This window comes from Xanthomonas fragariae (genome assembly GCF_017603965.1).
Lineage (GTDB): Bacteria > Pseudomonadota > Gammaproteobacteria > Xanthomonadales > Xanthomonadaceae > Xanthomonas > Xanthomonas fragariae_A.
The window spans coordinates 3,010,516-3,031,862 of the sequence record NZ_CP071955.1; the positions used below are offsets into that span (position 1 = coordinate 3,010,516).

Genomic DNA, 21,347 nt, shown 5'->3' on the forward strand with positions numbered 1-21,347 from the left:
GGAATCTCCCGCCTGCCCAAAGCCAACACTGCCCTTAACCCTGCAGTTACGAAAAAAACCGGCCTTAGCCGGTTTCGTCGTAACTCATTGAACTTATGGTGGGCGGTACAAGGTTCGAACTTGTGACCCTTGCCGTGTGAAGGCAATGCTCTACCGCTGAGCTAACCGCCCGGTGACGCTAGCCGAGCATTATAGGGCAGCAGTGGCGATCGTCAACAGGCGTCAACAGGCGTCAACAGGCGTCAACAGGCGTCAACAGGCGTCAACAGATTCATCCAGGGCGGTGGCGATGCGGTCGAAAAGAACCCGCCGCGGTGACTGGACGCGGCGCTCCGACCGCCTGGCAACGCGTCGTAGCGATCGATCCCGCGCCGCTCAAACGCCCAATACGCACCTTGAATACGCACTTCGAACACCACCGCAATCCCGCGCCCTTACAGCACACCGTCCTACATCGTATGCGTCGGCTTATCCGAAGTCGTCAGCCCCGCCAACAACGTCTCGATCTTGTTGCGCACCGCCTCGCCTTCCGGGCCGTCCGGGAACTGCACGCCGATGCCGGCGGCGCGGTTTCCCTGCGCGCCGGCCGGTGTGGTCCAGATGACCTTGCCGGCGACCGGCAGGCGCTCGCTGGAGTCCGGCAGGGTCAGCAGTAGGAAGACTTCGTCGCCGAGCATGTAGCGCTTGGGCGTGGGCACGAAGATGCCGCCGCCTTTCACGAACGGCATGTAAGCGCTGTAGAGCGCCGGCTTGTCCTTCAACGCCAGCGACAAAATGCCTTGGCGTGCATTCATTGCACTCATCGGGTTCCCCTAGAACGTGGCGGACGCTCTCCCTCGCGCCAGGCCAGCAACAATTCCGTCACTGCCAGATCGGCGCGGACGGTGGTACGCAGCAGATCGCGCGTGCGATTGGCCGCGTCGAACCAGATCGCCAGCTTGTGCAACCGCGATGGATCGGTCAAGCCGACCGACGCCTGCGCCAGCGCCAGATCGGCGGCATGGCGCAGGCGTTGATCGGCCTGGCCATCGTTGGTCCAGCGCTGCGCAACGTCCACCGCCCCGGCGCGGCCGCTGGCGATCTGCTCCAGATCCTGCGCCACCGCCCGACGCACCGTCAGGCCATCTTCGCGCAGCCACTGCGCAGCAAGACCGGGATGACCGCGCGCGGCGTCCAGCGCCTCTTGTGCAACCCGCTCACTGACGCCTTGCGACAACAACCAGGCAAGCGCCTCGTGCGCGGGCGGCAACTTGAATTCCAACCGCTGGCAGCGGCTGCGGACAGTCGCCGGCAGACGCGCCGGCTGCGCGCTGATCAGCCACAGGTAACGACCCGGCGAAGGCTCTTCCAGCGTCTTGAGCAAGGCATTGCAGGCGGAGCGATTGATCGCGTCGGCCGGGTCGACGATCACCACCTGGGCGATGCCGTATTGCGGGGTCAGCGAAAGCTTTTGCGAGATCTCGCGCACCTGCTCGATCACGATCTCGGTACGCAGCTTGTCGCCGGTGCGATTGGGGATGAACGAGATCAGCTGCAGGTCCGGGTGGGTACCGGCCGCGATCAGCTGGCGCGTGCGCTGGGCGAGCGCCGGATCTGGCGAGCTGGACAGCACGTGCTCGGCCAGCGCCAATGCCACCGCGCGTTTACCCAGGCCTTCCGGTCCGCAAATCAGCAGGCCGTGCCCGAGGCGGCCCACGTCCAGGGCGGCCACGGTCTGATCGTAGGCGCGCTGCTGCCAAGGCGAAAACGCCGATGTCATGGTGTGGGTTCCGGTTGCGGGAGACGGCGACGCTGCAGATAACGCGCAACGGCAGCATTGTGTTCGGCCAGGGTGGCCGAGAACACGTGCGCACCGGTGCCATCGCCGACCGCGACGAAGTACAGCGCCTTACCGGGCGCCGGGCATACCGCCGCCAGCAAGGCCTCACGGCCCGGCATGGCGATCGGGGTCGGGGTCAGGCCGGTGCGGGTATAGGTATTGTACGGCGTGTCGGTGGTCAGGTCGCGGCGGCGGATATTGCCGTCGTAACCGCTGCCGATGCCGTAGATCACGGTCGGGTCGGTTTGCAGCTTCATGCCCAGTTGCAGACGGCGCAGGAAGACCCCGGCGATCAGCGGGCGCTCCGAGCCCAGGGCGGTTTCTTTTTCGATGATCGAGGCCAGGATCAGCGCCTGCTCCGGCGAGTTGAGCGGCAGGTTGGGGGCGCGCTGCTCCCAGGCCTGCGCCAGCGCCTTGTCCATGGCGATGTGCGCACGCCTGAGCACATCCAGATCGCTGTCGCCGCGCTGATAGAGATAGGTTTCCGGCAGGAAGCGACCTTCCGGATGCTGGTTGGCAAACCCCAGCCGCGCCATCAGCGCCGCATCGTCCAGCGCACCGATGGATTGCTGCAGCGGCGTGGCGGTGGCGAGTGCAGCGCGCAACTGGCGGAAATTCCAGCCTTCCACGATCGTGAAGCGGTACTGGATCACCCGACCCTGGCGCATGCGATCGAGCAGTTCTCGCGGCGACAAGGCCGGCACCAGCGCGTATTCGCCCACCTTGAGCTTGCCGGCCGCGTCGACCTGACGGGCGAGCAGTTGCCATTCCAGATCCGCGCCCTGCGCCACGCCAGCCTCGCGCAACTTGCGCAGCGTGGCCTTGAGCGAATCGCCGGGCGCAATCGCCACACTGGGCGCGCTGGCGCTCACCGGGGTATCGACGAAGTGCAGGTAATGCCGCCACGCCACCACGGCCGCAATCGCCAGCAGCCCTGCTAGCAACAGTGCCGTGCCCAGCACGGCCAGACATCCGCGTTTGCCAGTCTCAGCCACACTCACCTCGTCATTGCCCCAGCGCCGCGCAGGATACCGCGCGCCGGTACCGTCCCGTTGACGCGCTCATGTCCGGTCGAATGCGCGCAGCATCCCACGCGCCTTGGCGCGGGTTTCTTCCAGCTCGCGCTGCGGGTGCGAATCCACCACGATCCCGGCGCCAGTGCGGAAATGCACGCGTTCCCCGGCCACCTCAGCGGTGCGAATCAGAATATTGAGGTCCATGTCGCCATCGCGATTGAGCCAGCCGAACGCGCCGGTGTAGGCGCCACGCGCAGTCTGTTCGAGCTCGGCGATGATCTGCATGCAGCGCACCTTCGGACAACCGGTAATCGTGCCACCTGGAAACACCGCCGCAATCACCCCGCCCGGCGTAACGGCCACGCGCAGACGGCCGCGCACATTGCTGACGATGTGGTGCACGTGCGCGTAGCTTTCCACGCACATCAGCTCGTCCACCTCCACCGTGCCCGGCGCACAGATGCGTCCCAGGTCGTTGCGTTCCAGGTCGATCAGCATGACGTGCTCGGCACGCTCTTTCGGATGGCCGACCAGCTCGCGGATGCGTGCGGCATCATCATCGTCGGCAAAGCGCGCGCGGGTGCCAGCGATCGGGCGTGTCTGCACCACATCGCCCTGCACCGACACCAGGCGCTCGGGCGAGGAACTCACTACTGCGCGCCCTGCTGCGACGAACAGGCCCGCAAACGGCGCCGGATTGGCCGCGCGCAGCCGCGCATGCAACGCAGCCGGATCGACCGCATCAGCGAACGCCGCATGCCAGGCACGCGAGATATTGGCCTGGAATACATCGCCAGCGCGCAGATAATCGAGCACGCACTGCACTGCATCAGTGAAGCGTTCGGGCGCGTCTTCTTCGACGACCACAGGCCCAACCCAGGTCGGCAACGGCGGCAGCGCGGCGCAGGCGGCGATGTCCTGGACGATGCGAGCAAGCAGATCTTCGCGGCCGGGCTCGGCCAGCGCGATGCAGCGCCCTTGCACGCGATCACGCAGCACCGCTGCGGGCGCGCGCAGGGCGAGCGCGGTCGGCAGGCGATCAGTACGCGTTGGTAGCTGCAAGATCGGCTCGACCTGCGCAGCCAGCTCATAATCGAGCAATACAGCCCAGCCGCCACGAAACGGCCATGGGCTCGTCGCATCGTGCGCCACACGCTCGGCCTGCCAGGCGGCATCCAGCGCAGCCAGAAAGCCGCCTTCCAGCACGCGCCCCTCGCCGTCACGGGTGCGGCCATCCGGATCGAGCCGCAGACTTGCGCCCTCTGCGAGCAGCAAGATGTCCCAGCGCCCGTGTTGTGTGCCGGAGGCGGTGGATTCGAACAGTACCGGATACCGCTGCGGGACCAGCCGATGCAGGGCCAGCAAATCGATGTCCGCGTGCAGTGGTCTGGTGAGCGTCATCGGTCCGGCATGGCGTTGGGTGCTCAAGCGCGCCGCTCTACGGTAGACGCAGCGCGCGTGTGATGCTGTGGATCAAGTATGGAGCGGACCGTAACGCAGCATCCGGCCACACGAACGCGTCACGCGCGGCGGCCGGAAAATGTCGCGCACCGTTCCTCAACGAAGAAGACGGCGCACCGAACTCAGAGGCGCTTGAATACCAACGTGCCGTTGGTGCCGCCAAAGCCGAAGCCGTTGGACATTACCGCATCGACCTGCACCTCGCGCGCAACGTTCGGCACGTAGTCCAGATCGCAGCCTTCGCTGGGTTCTTCCAGGTTGATGGTCGGCGGGATGATGCCGGTGTGCAGCGCCATCACCGAGAAGATCGCTTCCACGCCACCGGCTGCGCCGAGCAGGTGACCGGTCATCGACTTGGTCGAACTGACCATAGCCTTGTAGGCGTGGTCGCCCAGCGCGCGCTTCATCGCCATCGTTTCAGCCAGATCGCCCAGCGGCGTAGAGGTGCCGTGCGCGTTGAGGTAGCCGATCTGCTCGGGGTTGAGCTTGGCATCGCGCATGGCCGCGGCCATGCTGCGCGCCGCGCCTTCGCCGTCTTCGCTGGGAGCGGTCATGTGGAACGCATCGGAGCTGGCGCCGAAACCGACCAGTTCTGCGTATATGCGCGCGCCGCGTGCCTTGGCGTGTTCGTATTCTTCCAGCACCAGCACGCCGGCGCCGTCGCCAAGCACGAAGCCGTCGCGCTGTCTGTCCCACGGGCGCGAAGCGCCGGCCGGGTCGTCGTTGCGGGTGGACATCGCCTTCATCGCACAGAAACCGCCGATGGAACTCGGCGAGGACCCGCGCTCGGCGCCGCCGGCCAGCATCACATCGGCATCGCCGTGCTGGATCATGCGCATCGCGGTGCCGATCGAATGGTTGGAGGTGGCACAGGCCGACACGGCCGAGAATGTCGGACCCTTCAGACCTTTGATCAGGCTCACCTGGCCCGGCAGCATGTTGATGATGGTGCTGGGCACGTAGAACGGCGAAATCTTACGCGCGCCGCCCTCATGGAATTTGATGGTCTGCTCTTCGATACCGAGCAGCCCGCCGATGCCGGAACCGAGAATGGCGCCCACCCGTTCGGCATTGCTTTGGTCGATTTCCAGGCCGGAATCGTCCAGCGCCATGAACGATGCCCCGACACCGTAGTGAATAAACGAGTCCATCTTTTTGACGTCCTTGGAGGACACAAAAAGCGTGGGGTCGAAATTCTTGATCTCGCCTGCGATCTTGGTGGCGAACTGCGAGACATCGATCTGAGTGATCGGGCCAATGCCTGAACGCCCGTGGATGATTCCATCCCAGCTGGTGGCCAGATCATTGCCCAGCGACGACACCATGCCCATGCCGGTAACGACAACACGACGACTCATTGCAGATCTCCTCACCACAGAACGAACGGGGCTTGCGGTTTGCGGTTGACGCTGAAAAACACAGGGCCGCATCAGCGGCCCCATGGAATGTCTGACGCAGCAGCGGCTTGACGCACGCCGCCGCTGTCAGGAACAACGCATCAACTCTTGACGTGCGCCTTGACGTAGTCGATCGCCTGCTGGACCGAGGTGATCTTTTCGGCCTCTTCGTCCGGGATCTCGCACTCGAACTCTTCTTCCAGTGCCATCACCAGCTCGACGGTGTCCAGCGAGTCGGCCCCTAAGTCATCGACGAACGATGCGCTGGTGGTGACTTCCTCTTCCTTGACGCCGAGTTGTTCAACGACGATTTTCTTGACGCGTTCTTCGATGGTGCTCATTTGGGATATCGCTCCAGATGGAGTAGTGGTGGTATAAAAAACGCCATCGTGCTGCGATGGCCGCGTTGGATAGTGTAGTGGAAGCGACCGGGCGTTGCATTGCATCACAACTCTCGGCCGATCAGACACTTAGCGCCTCCCGGCGCTGCACGCTTAGGGCATGTACATGCCGCCGTTGACGTGCAGGGTCTCGCCGGTGACGTAGCGAGCGGTCGGGCCGGCCAAAAACGCCACCGCGTTGGCGATGTCCTCCGGCTGGCCCAAATGGCCGAGCGCGATCTGCTGCAACAAGGCGGTCTTGGCTTCTTCCGGCAACGCCCTGGTCATATCGGTATCGATAAAACCGGGCGCCACCACATTCACGGTCACGCCGCGCGAGCCGATCTCTTTGGCCAGCGACTTGGAGAACGCGATGATGCCGGCCTTGGCCGCTGCGTAGTTGGTCTGGCCCGGGTTACCTGTCACACCGACCACCGAGGCGATGTTGATGATGCGGCCCTTGCGCGCCTTCATCATGCCGCGCATCACCGCCTTGGAAGTGCGAAACACGCTAGTCAGATTCGTGTCGATGATCGCCTGCCAGTCGTCGTCCTTCATCCGCATCAACAGGTTGTCGCGGGTGATGCCGGCGTTGTTGACCAAGATCGAGATGGAGCCGAATTCCTTGCCGATCGCATCGATCAGACCATCGACCGCGGCGGCATCGGTGACGTTGAGTTCACGACCGTGACCGCCGTTGGCCGCCAAGCGCTCGCCGATCGCCGCAGCGCCGGAGGCGGAGGTGGCGGTACCGATAACGGTGGCGCCCTGGGCAGCCAAGGTGTCGGCAATGGCAGCGCCAATCCCACGACTGGCACCGGTGACGAGGGCGACGTCGCCCTGCAGTGGCTTGCTCATGAATGCTGTTCCTCAAGTGGGGGACGTCGCGACCGCAGCCAGAGACGTGGAGTGAAGCCGGCATGACCGGCATGTGCGTCGGATCAATGCACCCACGCGTCGAATGCACCAGCGTAATCGGCAGGGCTAGCCAGCGGACGCGCGTCCAGGCGCTTGTCGATACGCTTAATCAGCCCGCTCAGCACCTTGCCCGGTCCGCATTCGGCGATCCGGGTAATGCCCTGCGCGGCCAGCGCCTGCACGCAACCGGTCCACTGCACTGGCAGATATAGCTGCTCGGCCAACGCCTGGCGAATCGCCTCGCTGCCCTCGTGCACGCGTGCATCCACGTTGTGCACCACCGGAATCTGCGGGGTATGCCAGGTCAGCCCGGCCATCGCTTCAGCGAGCTGGTTGGCCGCCTCGCGCATCAGCGGGGTGTGCGAAGGCACGCTCACCGCCAACTTGACCGCCTTGCGCACGCCACGCTCGGCCAGCAAGGACAGCGCGCGATCCACCGCTGCCACGTCGCCACCGATCACGATCTGACCAGGCGAGTTGAAGTTGGCCGCGACCACCACCTGGCTACCTGCTGCCTCGGCGCAGACGTCCAGCACCAACGCGTCTTCGGCGCCCAGCACTGCGGCCATCGCACCGACACCGGCCGGGGCAGCGGCCTGCATGAACTGGCCGCGCAGCCGCACCAGGTGCGCGCCGTCGTGCAGCGACAAGGCGCCAGTGGCGACCAACGCGGTGTATTCACCCAGGCTGTGCCCTGCCAGCAACGCCGGGCGCTGCCCGCGCTGCGCGTTCCACAACCGCCACACCGCGATGCCCGCGGCCAGCAAGGCAGGCTGGGTGTATTCGGTGCGGTTGAGCATCTCTTCCGGGCCGCCCTGGGACAGTGCCCACAGATCGACGCCAGCGCCTTCGGAGGCCTCGGCAAATGTTTCGCGAATCTGCGGGTGCAGTTGGGACATTTCGGCCAGCATGCCCAGGGACTGCGAGCCCTGGCCGGGAAACACGAAGGCGAGAGTGGATTCGATCACGCGTTGCTGCCTACAAAAATCGAGCCGGGATAATACGTGCGAAATCGTCCTAGCGTCTGTACTGCCGCGTATGCAGTGCTTGCTTTGGGATGGCCTGGCGTCGCAGAACGCACAGCGGACCGATCGGTCGCCGGCACGCAACGACGGGGGCAGCGGCGACGACAAAGCGATTCGGAAGATCATGGCGTGCTAACGATCACAAAGCCAAACAAACGCGGCGGCCTATACCGGCCACCGGCAGCAGGATGACGATGGCGAGCACTATTGGATCGCGTCGGCAGTCATGGCAGCGCCCTCATCGCCCTGCCCATGCACATCTGCCCTCTGCGCAGCCGGATTTGAAAACACCGCCGGCAAGCCCGGCAGCACTTGCGGACTCAATAGCGCAGCAGCGCCGAGCCCCAGGTAAATCCACCCCCGAACGCTTCCAGCAGCAGCAACTGGCCACGCTGCACGCGGCCCGAGCGTACAGCTTCGTCCAGCGCCAGCGGCACCGAGGCCGACGAGGTGTTGCCATGGCGATCCACGGTGACGATCACCTGCTCCATCGGCAAGTCCAACCGCTTGGCAGTGGCTTCAATGATGCGCAAATTGGCCTGATGCGGAATCAGCCAATCCAGATCGTGCTTGTGGTAGCCGTTGGCGGCCAGGGTCTGGTCGACCACAGAATCCAGCGCCTTGACTGCGTACTTGAAGACGTCGTTGCCCTTCATCCGCAAGGCACCTCCGCCATTCTTGCCTTCGCCGAAGCCAACCGACACGCCGACCGGATCCCACAGCAGCTCTTTCTTGCTGCCATCGGCATGCAGATGGGTGCTGAGAATGCCGGTTTCTTCGTTGGCCTTGAGCACGACAGCGCCGGCACCGTCGCCGAACAGTACGCAGGTGGTGCGATCAGTCCAGTCGACGATGCGGGTCAGGGTTTCTGCACCAACCACCAGCACGGTCTTGGCGTCGCCACTGCGCACGAACTTGTCGGCCACGCTGAGCGCGTAGACAAAACCCGAGCAGGCCGCGTTGACGTCCATCGCACCGCAACCGACGTTGCCCAACCGCGCCTGCAACAGGCAGGCGGTAGACGGAAAGATCAGGTCGGGAGTGGTAGTGCCGATGACGATCAGATCGAGCTCGTCGGCGGTAACGCCGGCCGCTTCCATCGCCTTCAGCGAAGCGAAATACGCCAGATCGCTGGTAGTCTGGTCGTCGGCGACGATGTGACGCTCTCGGATACCGGTACGCGAGTAGATCCATTCATCGCAGGTGTCGACGATCTTGGACATATCGTCGTTGGTCAACACCTTTTCGGGCAAATAGCTACCCGTGCCCGCGATTCTGGAATAGATCCGCTTGCTCATACTGTTCCCTGTTGCAAGAGCCGCAGTGGCCTGCGGCTCCTAAAGAAGCGAGGGTCGCCCAGCCGCGGCGGGCGCCACGAATCAATCTTCTTGGACGGCGGACGACTTGGTCGTGATCACCTTCTTGCCGCGGTAGTACCCGTCAGCGGTGATGTGGTGGCGCAGATGGATCTCGCCGCTGGTCGGGTCGGTCGACAGCTGCTTGGCGGTGAGGGCATCGTGCGAACGACGCTGGCCGCGACGGGACGGGGTAACTCGGGATTTCTGCACAGCCATGGGATTGCTCCAACTTAAGTTCGATAAACTTGTCTGTCGGGTCGAACGGCACGCTCTACGCCCGCGTCGACCTGATCCTTACGCCCTTAACAGCGGCGGTTACTGTTTCTTCAACGCTGCCAGCGCCGCGAACGGACTAGCCTTGTCTTGCTCTTGCTGGGTCGGAACCCATTCGGCATTGATCGCTTCGCTTCCCGGCACCATCGGCACCACTGGCACCGCTAGCACCAGCTCGTCCTCGACCATGTCTGCGGCCCGCAGCATGCCACCTTCCGGCACCAGCAAGGCCTCGTACTCGGCTGGCAACGCAGCTTCGTCGGCTTCGTCACGGATCAAACCAAGACGCTGTCTGATTTGCACCGGATACAGAAAACGTTGCAAGGTACGCTGGCAGGCCAACGGCAGCTCGACATCGATGCTGAGTTCGACATAGGCGACCTTCAGCAGATCGTCCTGATCGAATTGAAGCGAATAGACACATTCGCCCTCGGTATCGACCAGGCTACCCTGCAGACGGGTCATCGCAGATAGCGGAATGTGGCCATCGAAGCGCCTGCGCGCTGCGACCATCCGCCAAGCATCCAACATTTCGGGTACGTTCGCGGACATAAGCCGCAGAATGTTAAAGACACGCAGGTGCCATGTCAAATGGCCCAATTCAGCGCAATTGCCGCGCGGCGCTCAGGCCCGCAGACTCCCTTGTCCGTCCCGTGCAGCACACCATGATGCCACGCCTGATTCTTGCCTCCACCTCTGTCTACCGACGCGAACTGCTCGGCCGGCTGCGACTGGATTTCAGCACTGCCCGGCCGCAGGTCGATGAGCAGGCGCAGCCCGGGGAAGCTCCGAGCGCGCTGGCGAGCCGCCTCGCCGCCGAGAAGGCCGCCGTGGTGGCCGCTCGATCCCCAGGAACCTGGGTCATCGGCTCGGATCAGGTCGCCGATCTGGACGGCCAGGCGCTTGGAAAGCCGGGCACGCTCGAACAGGCACGTGCGCAGCTGAGCGCCATGTCCGGTCGTGTGGTGCGCTTCCATACCGCAGTGAGTCTGGTCGGCCCGGACCGTAGCCTGCACGCGCTGGACCTAACCGAGGTGCAGCTGCGCCCGCTGACAGCTGCCGAGATCGAGCGCTATTTGACCGCCGAACCGGCGCTGGACTGCGCCGGCAGCTTCAAGTGCGAAGGCCTGGGCATCAGCCTGTTCGATGCCATCCGCTCGGACGATCCAACCGCGCTGATTGGCCTGCCACTGATCGCGCTGGCGCGACTGTTGCGGCAGGCGGGGTTCGAGATTCCCTGAGAGTTGCGGCGACTCACCGTGATGTCGACCACCAGGCTAGGAGGTCGCTCAGGGACCTGCACGGGCACGTGCCAAATCCCGGCATCAAGCCGCGCTTGCCTCACAAACGCGCAAAAGGTTTCTAGTCGCACGTAGCCCTACTCGGGCAGAGGCAACTGACAGAACTGGTACGGATATTCGGCCTGCCCAACTTTCGAGGACAACGTGCGGCAGCGCGCGGAGTCCAGCGTCAGTCCATAAGCGGCCAAGCGCTGCTGCGCAGCGTTGCGTGCGGCGTGGTTTGCGGCTGCGATATCCAATGCCTTGCCCCTGGGCACGGTGAGCACGCAGCGGCCCGATTGCGATGTATCCAGCTCGGCACGCAGACCGTGCGCGATCAACCAACGCAGACGCGTGCACTGCGGCTGGCTATCCCAACCGATTTGTTGCGCCCAGCGATTCATTCGATCGATACGCAATTGCTGTTTGTCGCGCGCCGCGCCCAACATGGCGTAGAGCTGCGGCCGCTCGGCGATCAATGCACGCACGCGCTGACGGTAGTGATCGGTCTCGGAAATATTGGTGGCCACCCCGATGTAGCGCACCGGCTGCGGGAGCAGCGGCACTCGCCACGATTGCGGCTCGTCACCGACTAGCAGCACGGTGGATGCAGCAGGATCGCTCAGCACCGGCTGCTGCACCTGGAAGCTGTCGCGTGCCCAGGCCTCGTGCCCCCAGTCCTTCCATCCGACTACGGCGACCAGCGCACACAGACCGATCAACCAGGCGGCCTTGCGATTTGCGTTTGTCGCGAACGCTTGCCGGCATACGATCCACAACACCAGTGGCATCAACAACTCAAGCACCACCAGATAACGATGGATGCTGAAAATCGCCTGCCATAACGCATAGGCGACGCCGAAGAATACCAGCAAGACAACGGCAGCACGATCACCCCCAACCGAGCGTACGGGTCGCCGCAATACGGCACGCCCTGCTGCAATCGCCACCACCGCATACAGCACCGCCCATCCCGCCTGCACCAGACCGAGATCGCCGATGCGTTGCGGTTTGAGCGTAAACAGCAGCGGCCAGACGAGGTGTTCGCCGATGTTGCGCGGCGCCCAGCGGACATCACCGATCGACACTGGCTGGGCCAATGAAGATTTGAACACACCGTTGAATTGCGGAAACAGCGGATTGCCCAAGTGCTGCCAGACCTGCCAATACCAAGAACCAGCTACCAACACCAACACCAACCCCGCAACGCCGGAAAGCACACTCACGCCCAGTACGCGCGAACGCAGGCGTCCGCCATCGCACAGAACTGCCGGTGCCAATGCCAGCGCATAAAGCGCATTGGTGAGCTTGAGCGCTACTGCCAGACCGATCAGTGCACCGGCGATGGCCCACAGATGTACGACGCGCCCACCGTGACGCGCCCTGGATTGCGCCAACAGCACGATGGACAACGCCGCCAATATCGGGATCGCGCTAGCGGTATCGCCCATAGTGCCGCCGAGCTCGGACAGGAACACCGCACTGCTCATGCCGGCCATCGCAAACAGCGGTGCCCATTGCGCACGCCGCGATTCGTTGGCCAATACGCGCCATGCCACCGCTGCTACCGGAATGAAAACCACCGCGTGTAATGCACCCAGCAATGCACCGACCAGCGGCGCGGGAAGATGCAGCATCGACCAGGCATGCACTGCATCAAGCAACGGGCTGAAGTAGCTCTGCATCTGCGCCGGGGCCAAATCCACACCCAGCCGGTTGTTTGCCCACGCATCACCGATATAGAGGTGGTAATTGCGCAGATCCCAATTAGCGTCTTGCCCCAACCACAGCGACAACGCCATACCCAGCAGCAATACGGCAATCACTGCCGAGGCGATGTGGCGTGGCGAATGAAAGCCGAAGTGGCGATTTGCCCATCGCAACAAGCGCTGCCGCCGGTTGGCAAGCGTCGGCGTGGCGATGGATGCCATCAGCGATTGCCTCGGTTTTCTGGCGTTGAGACAAGACTGCCGACACCCGGCTCGGCGAGATACGCCAGATGCTTGGCCTCCACACGTCCGCGCGTGACCGTGTCCAGAATCAATCCGCACGCAAGCAACAAGAAGCCGAGCAGCATCAACGCCACGCACAGGATCGCGGTGGGAAAACGCGGCACCAGACCGGTCTGAAAATAGGTTTCGAACAACGGAATCGCCAGCACGATCGACAACGTGGCGCTGACCACAAAGCCGATCGAGAAGAATAGCAGCGGCCGCTCGGCCTTGAACAACTTGGTAATGGTGGTGAGGATGCGCCAGCCATCGCGCCAGGTATTCAACTTGCTTTGCGAGCCTTCCGGGCGCACGCCGTAGGCGGTTTCAACCTCGGCCACCGGCATGCGCAATTGCAATGCGTGCACGGCCAGTTCGGTTTCGGTTTCGAATCCCTGCGCATGCGCGCCGAAGGATTTGACATAGCGCCGCGAGAACACGCGATAGCCGGACAACATGTCGTCGAAGCTGCGACCGAACAGCAGCCCGGCGCAACGCGTCAGCAGTACGTTACCGAAGCGATGACCGGGCCGGTACGCGGCCTGTCGCTGATCGCGCCGCGCGCCGACCACCATGTCCAGGCGCTCGTCGATCAGTTTGCGCACCAGCGCCGGTGCTGCAGCGGCATCGTAAGTGGCGTCGCCATCGACCAGTAAATAGATGTCGGCCTCCACATCGGCAAACCCACGTCGCACCACATTGCCCTTGCCTTGCAATGCCACGCGGCGCACCTGGGCGCCCGCTGCCGCTGCGATCGTTGCGGTGGCATCGCTGGAATTGTTGTCCAGCACGTGGATCGCCGCGCCCGGCAAGGCAGCCGCAAAATCGCCGACCACGGCAGCAACCGTCGCCGCCTCGTTATGGCAAGGCACCAGCACGGCAATTCGAATCCCGGTCACGGAGGCGGGATGCACAACAGTCAGGGCGTCGGTCATTGCGTGATCAAGGTGCGGAAACGGTGATGGACTGCTCCCACCAGTCCTCGACGCTGCCGTCGTGGCCGTGCAGGCGCAATCCCAACCAATGCGTGCCCGGCGGCAACGCGTGCGTATCGAGCGTGGCGGTAAAGCCGACATTCGGGTGCTGCGGGTCGGTGGAGATTTTCCAGTACGGGCGCACATCGAGTGGTGCGCCGTAATCGGCATGTGCGACCGGGCGACCGTCGAGCAACAGCTCTACATCCGATAGCCCGACGCCGTCCTTGAATGCCCAGCCGCGCACTTGCACCCGGTCGGACACGCTTACATCCGGCTGTGGCATGTCGATCCATGCCATCGCCGGGGCGATGCACGGGCCAGGCTGGCGTTGCGCAGGCAGCGCGAACAACAGAAAACGTTGATACCCGCGATCGGTGGAAACCACGGTGGGCGGCGGCAGCGGCCCGACCATGTCGCAGATGGCGTGGTAACGCTTCAACAAATCGCGATAGCGCTGGTCGCTTGGCGAGAGCACCAACAACCGCGGACCGGCGCGCGTGCCATCGCTGAGCAAGCCCCACTGCAGCAGCTGTGCGCTGCGCCCGTGCTTGTCGTTCAAGTCGGCGCGCAGCACTTCCAAGTTGGCATCGTGCAACTGAAAGCCGAGCTCGGCGCCGACCTTGAAGTTTTCCGCCAGCACGCGCGTACCCGGTGGCATCTGCGCCAGCCTGATCTTGACCGCGCGCGCCAGATCCTCCCAACCGGCGAAGTTGCGTGGATAGTATTTTTCGCCGGCCGCATGCACGCGGATGGACGGCACCGATACCGCCAGGTAATAACCATACGCACCGATCGTGCCAAGCAGTGCGATCAGCCAGGCTGCGCGACGCAGCGTGTGCGGCCAACGCGTCAAGATCACCGGCACCGCGACCAGCAGGGCCAGATAGCCCGGCAGCGGCCAGTGAAAGCTGATCCGCTCGGCATCGCTGAAGAAACCGAGCACGAAGATCGCCACGGTCGACATACCGCCCAGCAAGCCGAAGTAACGCCACTGTGCACGCGAACCGCAGCCACCGCGCGTGCCGGCCAGACCGACCTTGATCATCGCCCAGGCCAGCAGCGGGGTTACCAGCACCGTCTGGATCAGCAGGAACCACAGCCCGGTGATCTGGAAGCGCCACGGATGCCGATCGACCAGTTGGAAACGCAATCCAGCCTCGTCATGGTCGGTGTTCCAGAACAGCAGCGGCAGCCAGCTCACCGCGCCCACCGTCAGTGCCATCCAGATGCGCGGGTCGCGCATGACCGCGCGCCCCTGCGGAATGCACAGCAGCGCAATGCAGCCCACGCCGATCACGCCGACAAAGCGGTAGTGGCTGAGCGCGCCGATCACCAGCCCGATAGCGAGCTCGAGCGCGCCGATGGCGTCGACCTCGCGCAACAGGCGCGCGCCGGCATCCATGCACAGCACCGCCGCCAGTGCCATCGGTACATCCGGTACCGCCAGAATGCCCAGCGTGGCCGACAGCGGCATCAACAGCGTCAGACTGCCGGCCTGCCAGCCCAGGGTGGAGCCGAACCAGCGCGCGGCCATATGCGCGATCAACCAGGGAATCAGCGCGGAAATCGCCAAAAACGGCAGGCGCAAGGCCAGCAAATGATGCCCGCCGAGTTCCACCCCAAGCCGCGCCAGCCAAGCGGTCATGCCCGGCAAATCCGAATAGGCAGCAGCCAGATGCTGGCCTTCCTGCCAATAGAACGCCTCGTCCACAAACAACGGCAGCCGCGCGGCGATCAATAGCTTGACGGCCGTCGCCAGTGTCCACAGGATCACGAAGGTGCGATGTGCGCGTTGGTCCCCTTGCATTGCCCTGTGCACTCTTCTATTTCGACCTACGGAATTGTGATGTCGACACCGCTGCGTTCCACGGAAATGCTAACCGATGCGCTGCGCCAATCGCTGCAGCGCGCCCAAGACCAGGTCAATTCGCTGCTACTGGGCAAGGCGCAGGAAGTGCGGCTGGCGTTCGTGGCGCTGCTGTCCGGTGGACATCTATTGATCGAAGACCTGCCCGGCCTGGGCAAGACCACCCTCGCCCATGCGATGGCGTCCAGCTTGGGGCTGGGCTTTCAACGCGTGCAGTTCACCTCCGACCTGCTGCCGGCCGATGTGCTGGGCGTATCGGTGTATGACGCCACCTCGCGTCAGTTCCAGTTCCATCCCGGCCCGGTGTTCACTAACGTGCTGCTGGCCGACGAGATCAATCGCGCCCCGCCGCGCACCCAAAGCTCGCTGCTCGAAGCTATGGCCGAACAACAGGTCACGCTCGATGGCGTCACGCATGCGTTGCCGGAGCCGTTTTTTGTGATCGCCACGCAGAATCCGGTTGATCTGTCCGGCACCTTCCCGCTGCCGGATTCGCAACTGGACCGCTTCCTGCTGCGGCTCAGCCTGGGCTACCCCAGCGCCGATGCCGAGCGCGCGCTGCTGTCGGGCGTGGATCGGCGCGAATTGATCGCCCAGGCCGCGCCGCAACTCAGCGATACCGAGGTGGTTGCACTACGCGCAGTGGTCGGCCGGATCCATACCAGCGACGCGTTGATCGGCTATGTGCAGGCACTGCTGTTGCGCAGTCGCCAGCATGCCGGGGTGCGCGTCGGCCTGTCGCCGCGTGCCGGCATCGCACTGCTGCGTGCGGCCAAGGCCTATGCGCTGCTGCTCGGGCGTGAGCATGTGCTGCCCGAAGACGTGCAGGCGCTATTTGTGGCGGTGGCCGGGCATCGGCTGGTGCCGGAGGCCGAATCCTCGTCCGGGCCGGCGCTGGCCAAGGCGCTGCTGCACAGCGTGCCGGTGGACTGACCCAGGTGCGTGCGCACGTGCGCGACGTCGGCCGCCGACTCAGCCTGCTGGCGCGTCCGCGCGGGCCGGAGGCATTGCCGATCGTGCTGGATCGGCGGCGCATCTACGTGCTGCCGACGCGCTTCGGGCTGTTCGTCACCGCCTTGCTGCTGGCGATGCTGCTGGGCGCGCTGAACTACAACAACAACCCCGCCCTGCTGCTGGCCTTGTTGCTGGCTACCGCCGGAATCGCCAGCAGCATCATGGCGCACCTGCAGTTATCGGCGCTGCGCATCGAGGCGGTATCGGCCGAGCCGGTGGTCGCCGGCGAGCCATTGCGCATGCGGGTGTCGCTGGCACGTCGCGATACCCGCGTGCGGCGTGGATTGCGTCTGGATCATCTTGAAAGCAGCGGTTTCTGTTCGTTGGTCGCGCACGACATGGCAGACGTCGATCTGCTGGTGCCCACCGAACGCCGCGGCTGGCAGGACATCGGACGCATCCGCCTATCGAGCACTCAGCCGCTGGGTCTGGTCCGCGCCTGGTCGTGGGTGTGGCCGGACAGGCCGTTATTGGCCTATCCCAAGCCCGAAGAACACGGCCCGGCATTACCGGAAGGCGCCGGTTCGCCCAACCAGACTCGCCTGCACGCGCAAGGCGAAGAACTGCATCAACTGCGGCCGTACCGCGCTGGCGATGCACCGCGCACGATTTCCTGGAAGCACTCCGCGCGCCGCGACATGCTGCTGGTGCGCGAATACGAGCAGCCGTCAGGCATCGAAGTCACGCTGGACTGGCGCACGCTCAATGCGCTGCCATACGAACGCCGCATCGCCCGCTTGGCCCGCTGGGTCAATCTGGCCGAGCGCGACGGGCGCCGCTACCGCCTGCTGTTGCCGGGCCAGCCGCCACTAGGACCTGCGCAAGGGCCTTCGCACCATCACCTGTGTCTGCGCGCCCTGGCCGTGCTTCCTCATGACTGAGCCATCCCTCCCGATCACCCAGGCCAGTCGCGGCTGGGTGCTGGCCACCAGTTGGCTGGCACTGGCGCCGTTGCTGCTGCAGCTGCCGGGACTGCTCGCGGCCACCATCGCCATCGCCGCCGTGCTGGTCGGCGTGTTGAGCTGGCGCGGCACCCTGATGGCGCCGGTGCGGCTATTGCTGGTGATCGCGATGCTGGCGGCGGTGTATTGGCAGATCGGCATGCGTTTCGGGCGCGATACCGGCTGCGCGGTGCTGGCGTCGATGCTGGCGATCAAGGCCTCCGAGCTGCGCACCTTGCGCGATGCGCGCAGCTTGCTGGGTTTTGCGTTGTTCGCCCCGTTCGCGGCGTTCCTGCTCGACCAGGGGCCGGCGACGATGGGCCTGGCGCTGATGGCCGTGGTCAGCGCGCTGCTCAGCATGCAGCGGCTGGCCGACGAGGAGCACCGCACCGGCACGCCGGCGCTGCGCCTGCAATTGCGCGGCATCGGCAAACTGGTCGCCATCGGTGTGCCGCTGACCTTGGCTAGCTTCTGGTTACTGCCACGCCTGAGTTCTCCGCTATGGGGCGTGCCCGAGCGCGCGCTGGCGCGCCCCGGCCTGTCGGACAACATGTCGCCGGGCGAGTGGATCGACCTGATGGCAGACGACAGCCCGGCGCTGCGCGTGCAGTTCACCGGCAAGGCACCACCGCCGCAGCAACGCTACTGGCGCGGGCCGGTGATGTGGGACTTCGATGGACGCACCTGGAAGCGCGCGCACTGGACCGGCCGCGGCCAGCCGGCATCGGTCACTACCGGGCCACAAACCTACCGGTATCGCCTGGACTACGAGCCAACCGACCGTCGCCAACTGGTGTCGCTGGACCTGCCCACGCAAGCCGTGGCGAATGCCGAGCTGTCGCCCGACTACGAACTGTTCGCGCAGCGGCCGCTGAGCGCGTTGACGCGCTGGGAACTGCAGTCGGCACCACCGGCACGCTTCGACACCGATCTGCCGGACCAACTGCGCAAGCGCGCGCTCGCCCTGCCGCCCGGTTTCAATCCCCGCACCCTCACACTGGCGCGGCAATGGCGTATGGAAGCCGGCAGCAACGACGATACCCTGGTGCAGCGCGCGCTGCAGTGGATCACCCGCGAATTCGTCTACACGCTGGATACCCCGCTGCTCGGTCGCAACAGCGTCGACGAGTTTCTGTTCCAGCAAAAAGCCGGTTTCTGCGAGCACTTCAGCTCCTCGTTCGTGGTGCTGATGCGCGCGGCCGGCATCCCGGCTCGCGTGGTCACCGGCTATGCCGGCGGCACCTACAATGGGCTGGGCAATTACTGGGTGGTGCGGCGCATGGATGCGCATGCCTGGACCGAAGTCTGGTTGGCCGGACGTGGTTGGGTGCGCGTAGACCCCACCGCCGCAGTGGCGCCGGAGCGCATCTACGACACGCTTGACGATCGCCTGCAGATCGCCGGCGGGGGCAATTTCGCCGAGATCGGCGTGTGGGCCAGCCTGGGCCAAGTCAGCGACCTGCTGCGCCGTGGCTGGAACGACCTGGTGCTGTCCTTCGATGCCGACCGCCAGCAACGGCTGTTGCAACCCTTCGGGATCGATCGCCTGGACGCCTCGCAGTTGGCTGCCATCTTCGGCGTGTTCGCAGTCAGCGCGTTGGCATGGATGGGCTGGCTGCTGGCGCGCGGCGAACGTGAGCGCGACCCACTGCTGCGCGCTTGGCATCGGCTCGGACGTCGCTACGGCAAGCTGGGCCTTGCACGCGAGCCGCACGAGCCGGCTATTGCCTGGGCGCAACGGGTCGCCCGCGCGCACCCGAATACGGCATTGTTGGCACTCAGCCAACGTTTCGCTGCCGCGCGCTACGCTGGCGCTGACTCGGACAGCGCATCTCTATCGAAAGACTTGCTGCAGCATCGCCCGCGAACCGGAGCTTCCTCATGAGTACCCGTTTTCTTGTTCCTCTTATCGCTGTGCTCGGGCTGGCTGCCTGCGCCACCGCGCCCAAACCGCTGCAAGGCCAGTTCCCTGAGGTCAGTCCGAGCGACTCCACTGCAAGTGCCCAGGTCGGCACGTCCGTACGTTGGGGCGGCAAGATCATTCAGACCAAACCCGGCCAGGGCCAGACCTGCTTCGAGCTGATTTCGCGTCCGCTCAACGCCAGCGGTCGTCCGGACCGCAACGCCGTGGATGCCAGCGATGGCCGCTTCCTGGCCTGCCGCTCGGGCTTCTACGATCCGGCGGTGTTCGAGCCGGGCCGCGAAGTCACTTTTATCGGCAAGATCAAAGGTTTCGAAACCACCAAGATTGGCGAGTACGACTACAAGCTACCCAAGGTGGATGCCGACGTGGTCTATCTGTGGCCGGTCGTGCGCGACGTGGACGTCGTGCCGGCCTACCCGTACGGCCCGTGGGGCGACCCGTGGGGGCCGCGCTGGGGCTGGGGCCGCGGCTGGTGGTAATCCGCTGCCGGGGTAGTTGAGGTAGTTGAGGTAGTTGATATACAAAAATGCCGTTCGCAAGGAGCGGCATTTTGCTTGTGCGATTCGGCGATGAAGTCAGGCGCGTCATGGACTCAGGCACGCTGATCGAGCAACGCTCAGGGCGTTCCGAACCGCCCCAGCGGCGCACCGGCCAACAGATGCAGATGAATATGGAACACGGTCTGGCCCGCATGCTCGCGGCAGTTCATCACGATACGATAACCGTCTTGCGCCAGTCCTTGCTCACGTGCATACGCCGCAGCAGCAATTGCCAGCTTGCCGACCAGCAGCGCCTGCTCTGGCAGCACATCGTCCAGCGTGGGGATGGCGTGCTGCTTCGGAATGAACAGCACATGCACCGGCGCTTGCGGTGCGATGTCCTGAAAGCCAAGCACTTCGTCGTCTTCGTAAACGATGGTGGCAGGAATTTCGCGACGAATGATCTTGCCGAAGATGGTGTCGGTCATTGAAGGGGGGGATAGGGATTAGTGAGTTGGGATTGGCAAGAGCTTACCGTGAGCGCTTGTGATGATCTGCTTTTAGACTTCCCGACTCCGGCCTCAAAGTACCTCACTTCGGGTACCGAAGGCATACGACAAGGTGCCGCGATCCACATATTCCAGTTCGCCACCCAGTGGCATGCCCTGGGCAAGCCGGCTCGGGCGCACTGCGTGCTGACGCGACAATTGCGCCAGATAATGCGCGGTCGCCTCGCCTTCCACGGTGGCGTTGGTGGCAATGATCATTTCGGTGACCTCACCGGCGGCCAGACGCTCGCCGAGCCGATCCAGCCCCAATTCGCGCGGGCCGATGCCATCCAGCGGCGACAAACGCCCCTGCAAAATAAAATACAGCCCGCGATACCCGGTGGCATGTTCGATCGCCAGGCGGTCGGCCGGCGATTCGACCACGCACAGCTGCTGTCGGTCACGGCTGGCACTGGCGCAGATCGCACAGATCTCCGACTCGGTGAAATCGCGGCACTGCACGCAATGGCCGACTTTTTCTACCGCATTCGCCAAGGTCGTAGCCAAACGACGGCCACCCTCGCGCTCGCGTTCGAGCACGTGATAGGCCATGCGCTGAGCCGACTTATGGCCCACACCCGGCAACACCCGGAAGGCCTCGATCAGTTGTTCGAGCAGAGAAGACATTGGGTCGGGAATGGGGAATGGGGAATCGCAAAAGCTTGAAGACAATCTCGCT

At 64.4% G+C, this 21,347-nt stretch carries 21 protein-coding genes and 1 tRNA gene; 5 read left to right on the forward strand and 17 right to left on the reverse strand.

Translation table 11 applies throughout. From position 1 onward, the window contains the following. Positions 1-96 precede the first annotated feature (96 nt). The 12 genes from J5I97_RS14270 to J5I97_RS14325 form a co-directional block, all read right to left on the reverse strand. Positions 97-171, reverse strand: a tRNA-Val gene (locus J5I97_RS14270). 278 nt (positions 172-449) lie between these two features. Next, the gene (locus J5I97_RS14275) at positions 450-803 is read right to left on the reverse strand and encodes a PilZ domain-containing protein (RefSeq protein ID WP_003483889.1); all 354 of its coding nucleotides are present in this window, start codon (positions 801-803) and stop codon (positions 450-452) included. Next, positions 800-1,759, reverse strand: a complete 960-nt coding sequence (locus tag J5I97_RS14280; RefSeq protein WP_208587236.1) for a DNA polymerase III subunit delta' — start codon at positions 1,757-1,759, stop codon at positions 800-802. Before J5I97_RS14280 ends, J5I97_RS14275 begins: the two co-directional genes overlap by 4 nt. Further along, a complete protein-coding gene (gene mltG / locus J5I97_RS14285; protein WP_208587238.1) occupies positions 1,756-2,820 on the reverse strand; it encodes an endolytic transglycosylase MltG in 1,065 nt (354 codons plus the stop codon). Before mltG ends, J5I97_RS14280 begins: the two co-directional genes overlap by 4 nt. Before the next feature lie 60 nt (positions 2,821-2,880). Further along, positions 2,881-4,236: an aminodeoxychorismate synthase component I gene (locus tag J5I97_RS14290; protein ID WP_208591754.1), complete on the reverse strand. Its 1,356-nt coding sequence runs from the start codon at positions 4,234-4,236 to the stop codon at positions 2,881-2,883. Positions 4,237-4,418: 182 nt separating this feature from the next. Then, positions 4,419-5,654, reverse strand: coding sequence for a beta-ketoacyl-ACP synthase II (gene fabF / locus J5I97_RS14295; protein WP_208587240.1), 1,236 nt, complete (start codon positions 5,652-5,654; stop codon positions 4,419-4,421). 140 nt (positions 5,655-5,794) lie between these two features. Further along, on the reverse strand, positions 5,795-6,034 hold the full coding sequence (acpP, locus tag J5I97_RS14300; protein WP_002814322.1) for an acyl carrier protein: 240 nt from the start codon (positions 6,032-6,034) through the stop codon (positions 5,795-5,797). A 153-nt stretch (positions 6,035-6,187) separates the two neighbouring features. Then, positions 6,188-6,931 (reverse strand): 3-oxoacyl-ACP reductase FabG, encoded by a 744-nt coding sequence (fabG, locus tag J5I97_RS14305; protein WP_208587242.1) that lies wholly within the window; start codon positions 6,929-6,931, stop codon positions 6,188-6,190. An 83-nt stretch (positions 6,932-7,014) separates the two neighbouring features. Beyond that, positions 7,015-7,959, reverse strand: coding sequence for an ACP S-malonyltransferase (gene fabD, locus J5I97_RS14310; RefSeq protein ID WP_208587244.1), 945 nt, complete (start codon positions 7,957-7,959; stop codon positions 7,015-7,017). Between the two features lie 377 nt (positions 7,960-8,336). After that, positions 8,337-9,314, reverse strand: a complete 978-nt coding sequence (locus J5I97_RS14315; RefSeq protein WP_208587246.1) for a beta-ketoacyl-ACP synthase III — start codon at positions 9,312-9,314, stop codon at positions 8,337-8,339. A gap of 81 nt (positions 9,315-9,395) precedes the next feature. Further along, positions 9,396-9,590, reverse strand: a complete 195-nt coding sequence (rpmF, locus tag J5I97_RS14320; RefSeq protein WP_010368401.1) for a 50S ribosomal protein L32 — start codon at positions 9,588-9,590, stop codon at positions 9,396-9,398. A gap of 99 nt (positions 9,591-9,689) precedes the next feature. Next, positions 9,690-10,199 (reverse strand): YceD family protein, encoded by a 510-nt coding sequence (locus J5I97_RS14325; protein ID WP_208587248.1) that lies wholly within the window; start codon positions 10,197-10,199, stop codon positions 9,690-9,692. Positions 10,200-10,312: 113 nt separating this feature from the next. On the opposite strand from J5I97_RS14325, the gene J5I97_RS14330 reads away from it, so the two are divergent. After that, entirely contained in the window at positions 10,313-10,888 is a 576-nt protein-coding gene (locus J5I97_RS14330) for a Maf family protein (RefSeq protein ID WP_208587250.1), read from the forward strand. 137 nt (positions 10,889-11,025) lie between these two features. Here J5I97_RS14330 and J5I97_RS14335 read toward each other — a convergent pair whose 3' ends face one another. From J5I97_RS14335 to J5I97_RS14345, 3 genes are read right to left on the reverse strand one after another with little or no spacing between them, the layout of a single operon-like run. After that, positions 11,026-12,858, reverse strand: coding sequence for a hypothetical protein (locus tag J5I97_RS14335; RefSeq protein WP_238135537.1), 1,833 nt, complete (start codon positions 12,856-12,858; stop codon positions 11,026-11,028). Then, positions 12,858-13,853, reverse strand: coding sequence for a glycosyltransferase family 2 protein (locus J5I97_RS14340; protein WP_208587252.1), 996 nt, complete (start codon positions 13,851-13,853; stop codon positions 12,858-12,860). The genes J5I97_RS14335 and J5I97_RS14340 overlap by 1 nt, the downstream gene beginning before the upstream one ends. A 7-nt stretch (positions 13,854-13,860) precedes the next feature. Beyond that, entirely contained in the window at positions 13,861-15,702 is a 1,842-nt protein-coding gene (locus J5I97_RS14345; protein ID WP_208587254.1) for a glycosyltransferase family 39 protein, read from the reverse strand. A gap of 39 nt (positions 15,703-15,741) precedes the next feature. Between J5I97_RS14345 and J5I97_RS14350 the strand changes: the two genes are divergently transcribed. From J5I97_RS14350 to J5I97_RS14365, 4 genes are read left to right on the forward strand one after another with little or no spacing between them, the layout of a single operon-like run. Continuing rightward, positions 15,742-16,695, forward strand: coding sequence for an AAA family ATPase (locus J5I97_RS14350; protein ID WP_208587256.1), 954 nt, complete (start codon positions 15,742-15,744; stop codon positions 16,693-16,695). Positions 16,696-16,700: 5 nt separating this feature from the next. Continuing rightward, positions 16,701-17,657 (forward strand): DUF58 domain-containing protein, encoded by a 957-nt coding sequence (locus tag J5I97_RS14355; RefSeq protein WP_208587258.1) that lies wholly within the window; start codon positions 16,701-16,703, stop codon positions 17,655-17,657. Then, positions 17,650-19,602, forward strand: coding sequence for a transglutaminaseTgpA domain-containing protein (locus J5I97_RS14360; RefSeq protein WP_208587259.1), 1,953 nt, complete (start codon positions 17,650-17,652; stop codon positions 19,600-19,602). Before J5I97_RS14355 ends, J5I97_RS14360 begins: the two co-directional genes overlap by 8 nt. Next, a complete protein-coding gene (locus J5I97_RS14365; protein ID WP_208587261.1) occupies positions 19,599-20,120 on the forward strand; it encodes a Slp family lipoprotein in 522 nt (173 codons plus the stop codon). The genes J5I97_RS14360 and J5I97_RS14365 overlap by 4 nt, the downstream gene beginning before the upstream one ends. Before the next feature lie 137 nt (positions 20,121-20,257). Here J5I97_RS14365 and J5I97_RS14370 read toward each other — a convergent pair whose 3' ends face one another. Together J5I97_RS14370 and recR are read right to left on the reverse strand one after the other, a co-directional pair. Further along, positions 20,258-20,608 carry a histidine triad nucleotide-binding protein gene (locus J5I97_RS14370; protein ID WP_208587263.1) on the reverse strand — a complete coding sequence of 117 codons (351 nt, stop codon included), beginning with the start codon at positions 20,606-20,608 and terminating at the stop codon, positions 20,258-20,260. 93 nt (positions 20,609-20,701) lie between these two features. Further along, complete coding sequence (recR, locus tag J5I97_RS14375; RefSeq protein WP_208587265.1) at positions 20,702-21,295, reverse strand: recombination mediator RecR; 594 nt, start codon at positions 21,293-21,295, stop codon at positions 20,702-20,704. Positions 21,296-21,347 lie beyond the last annotated feature (52 nt).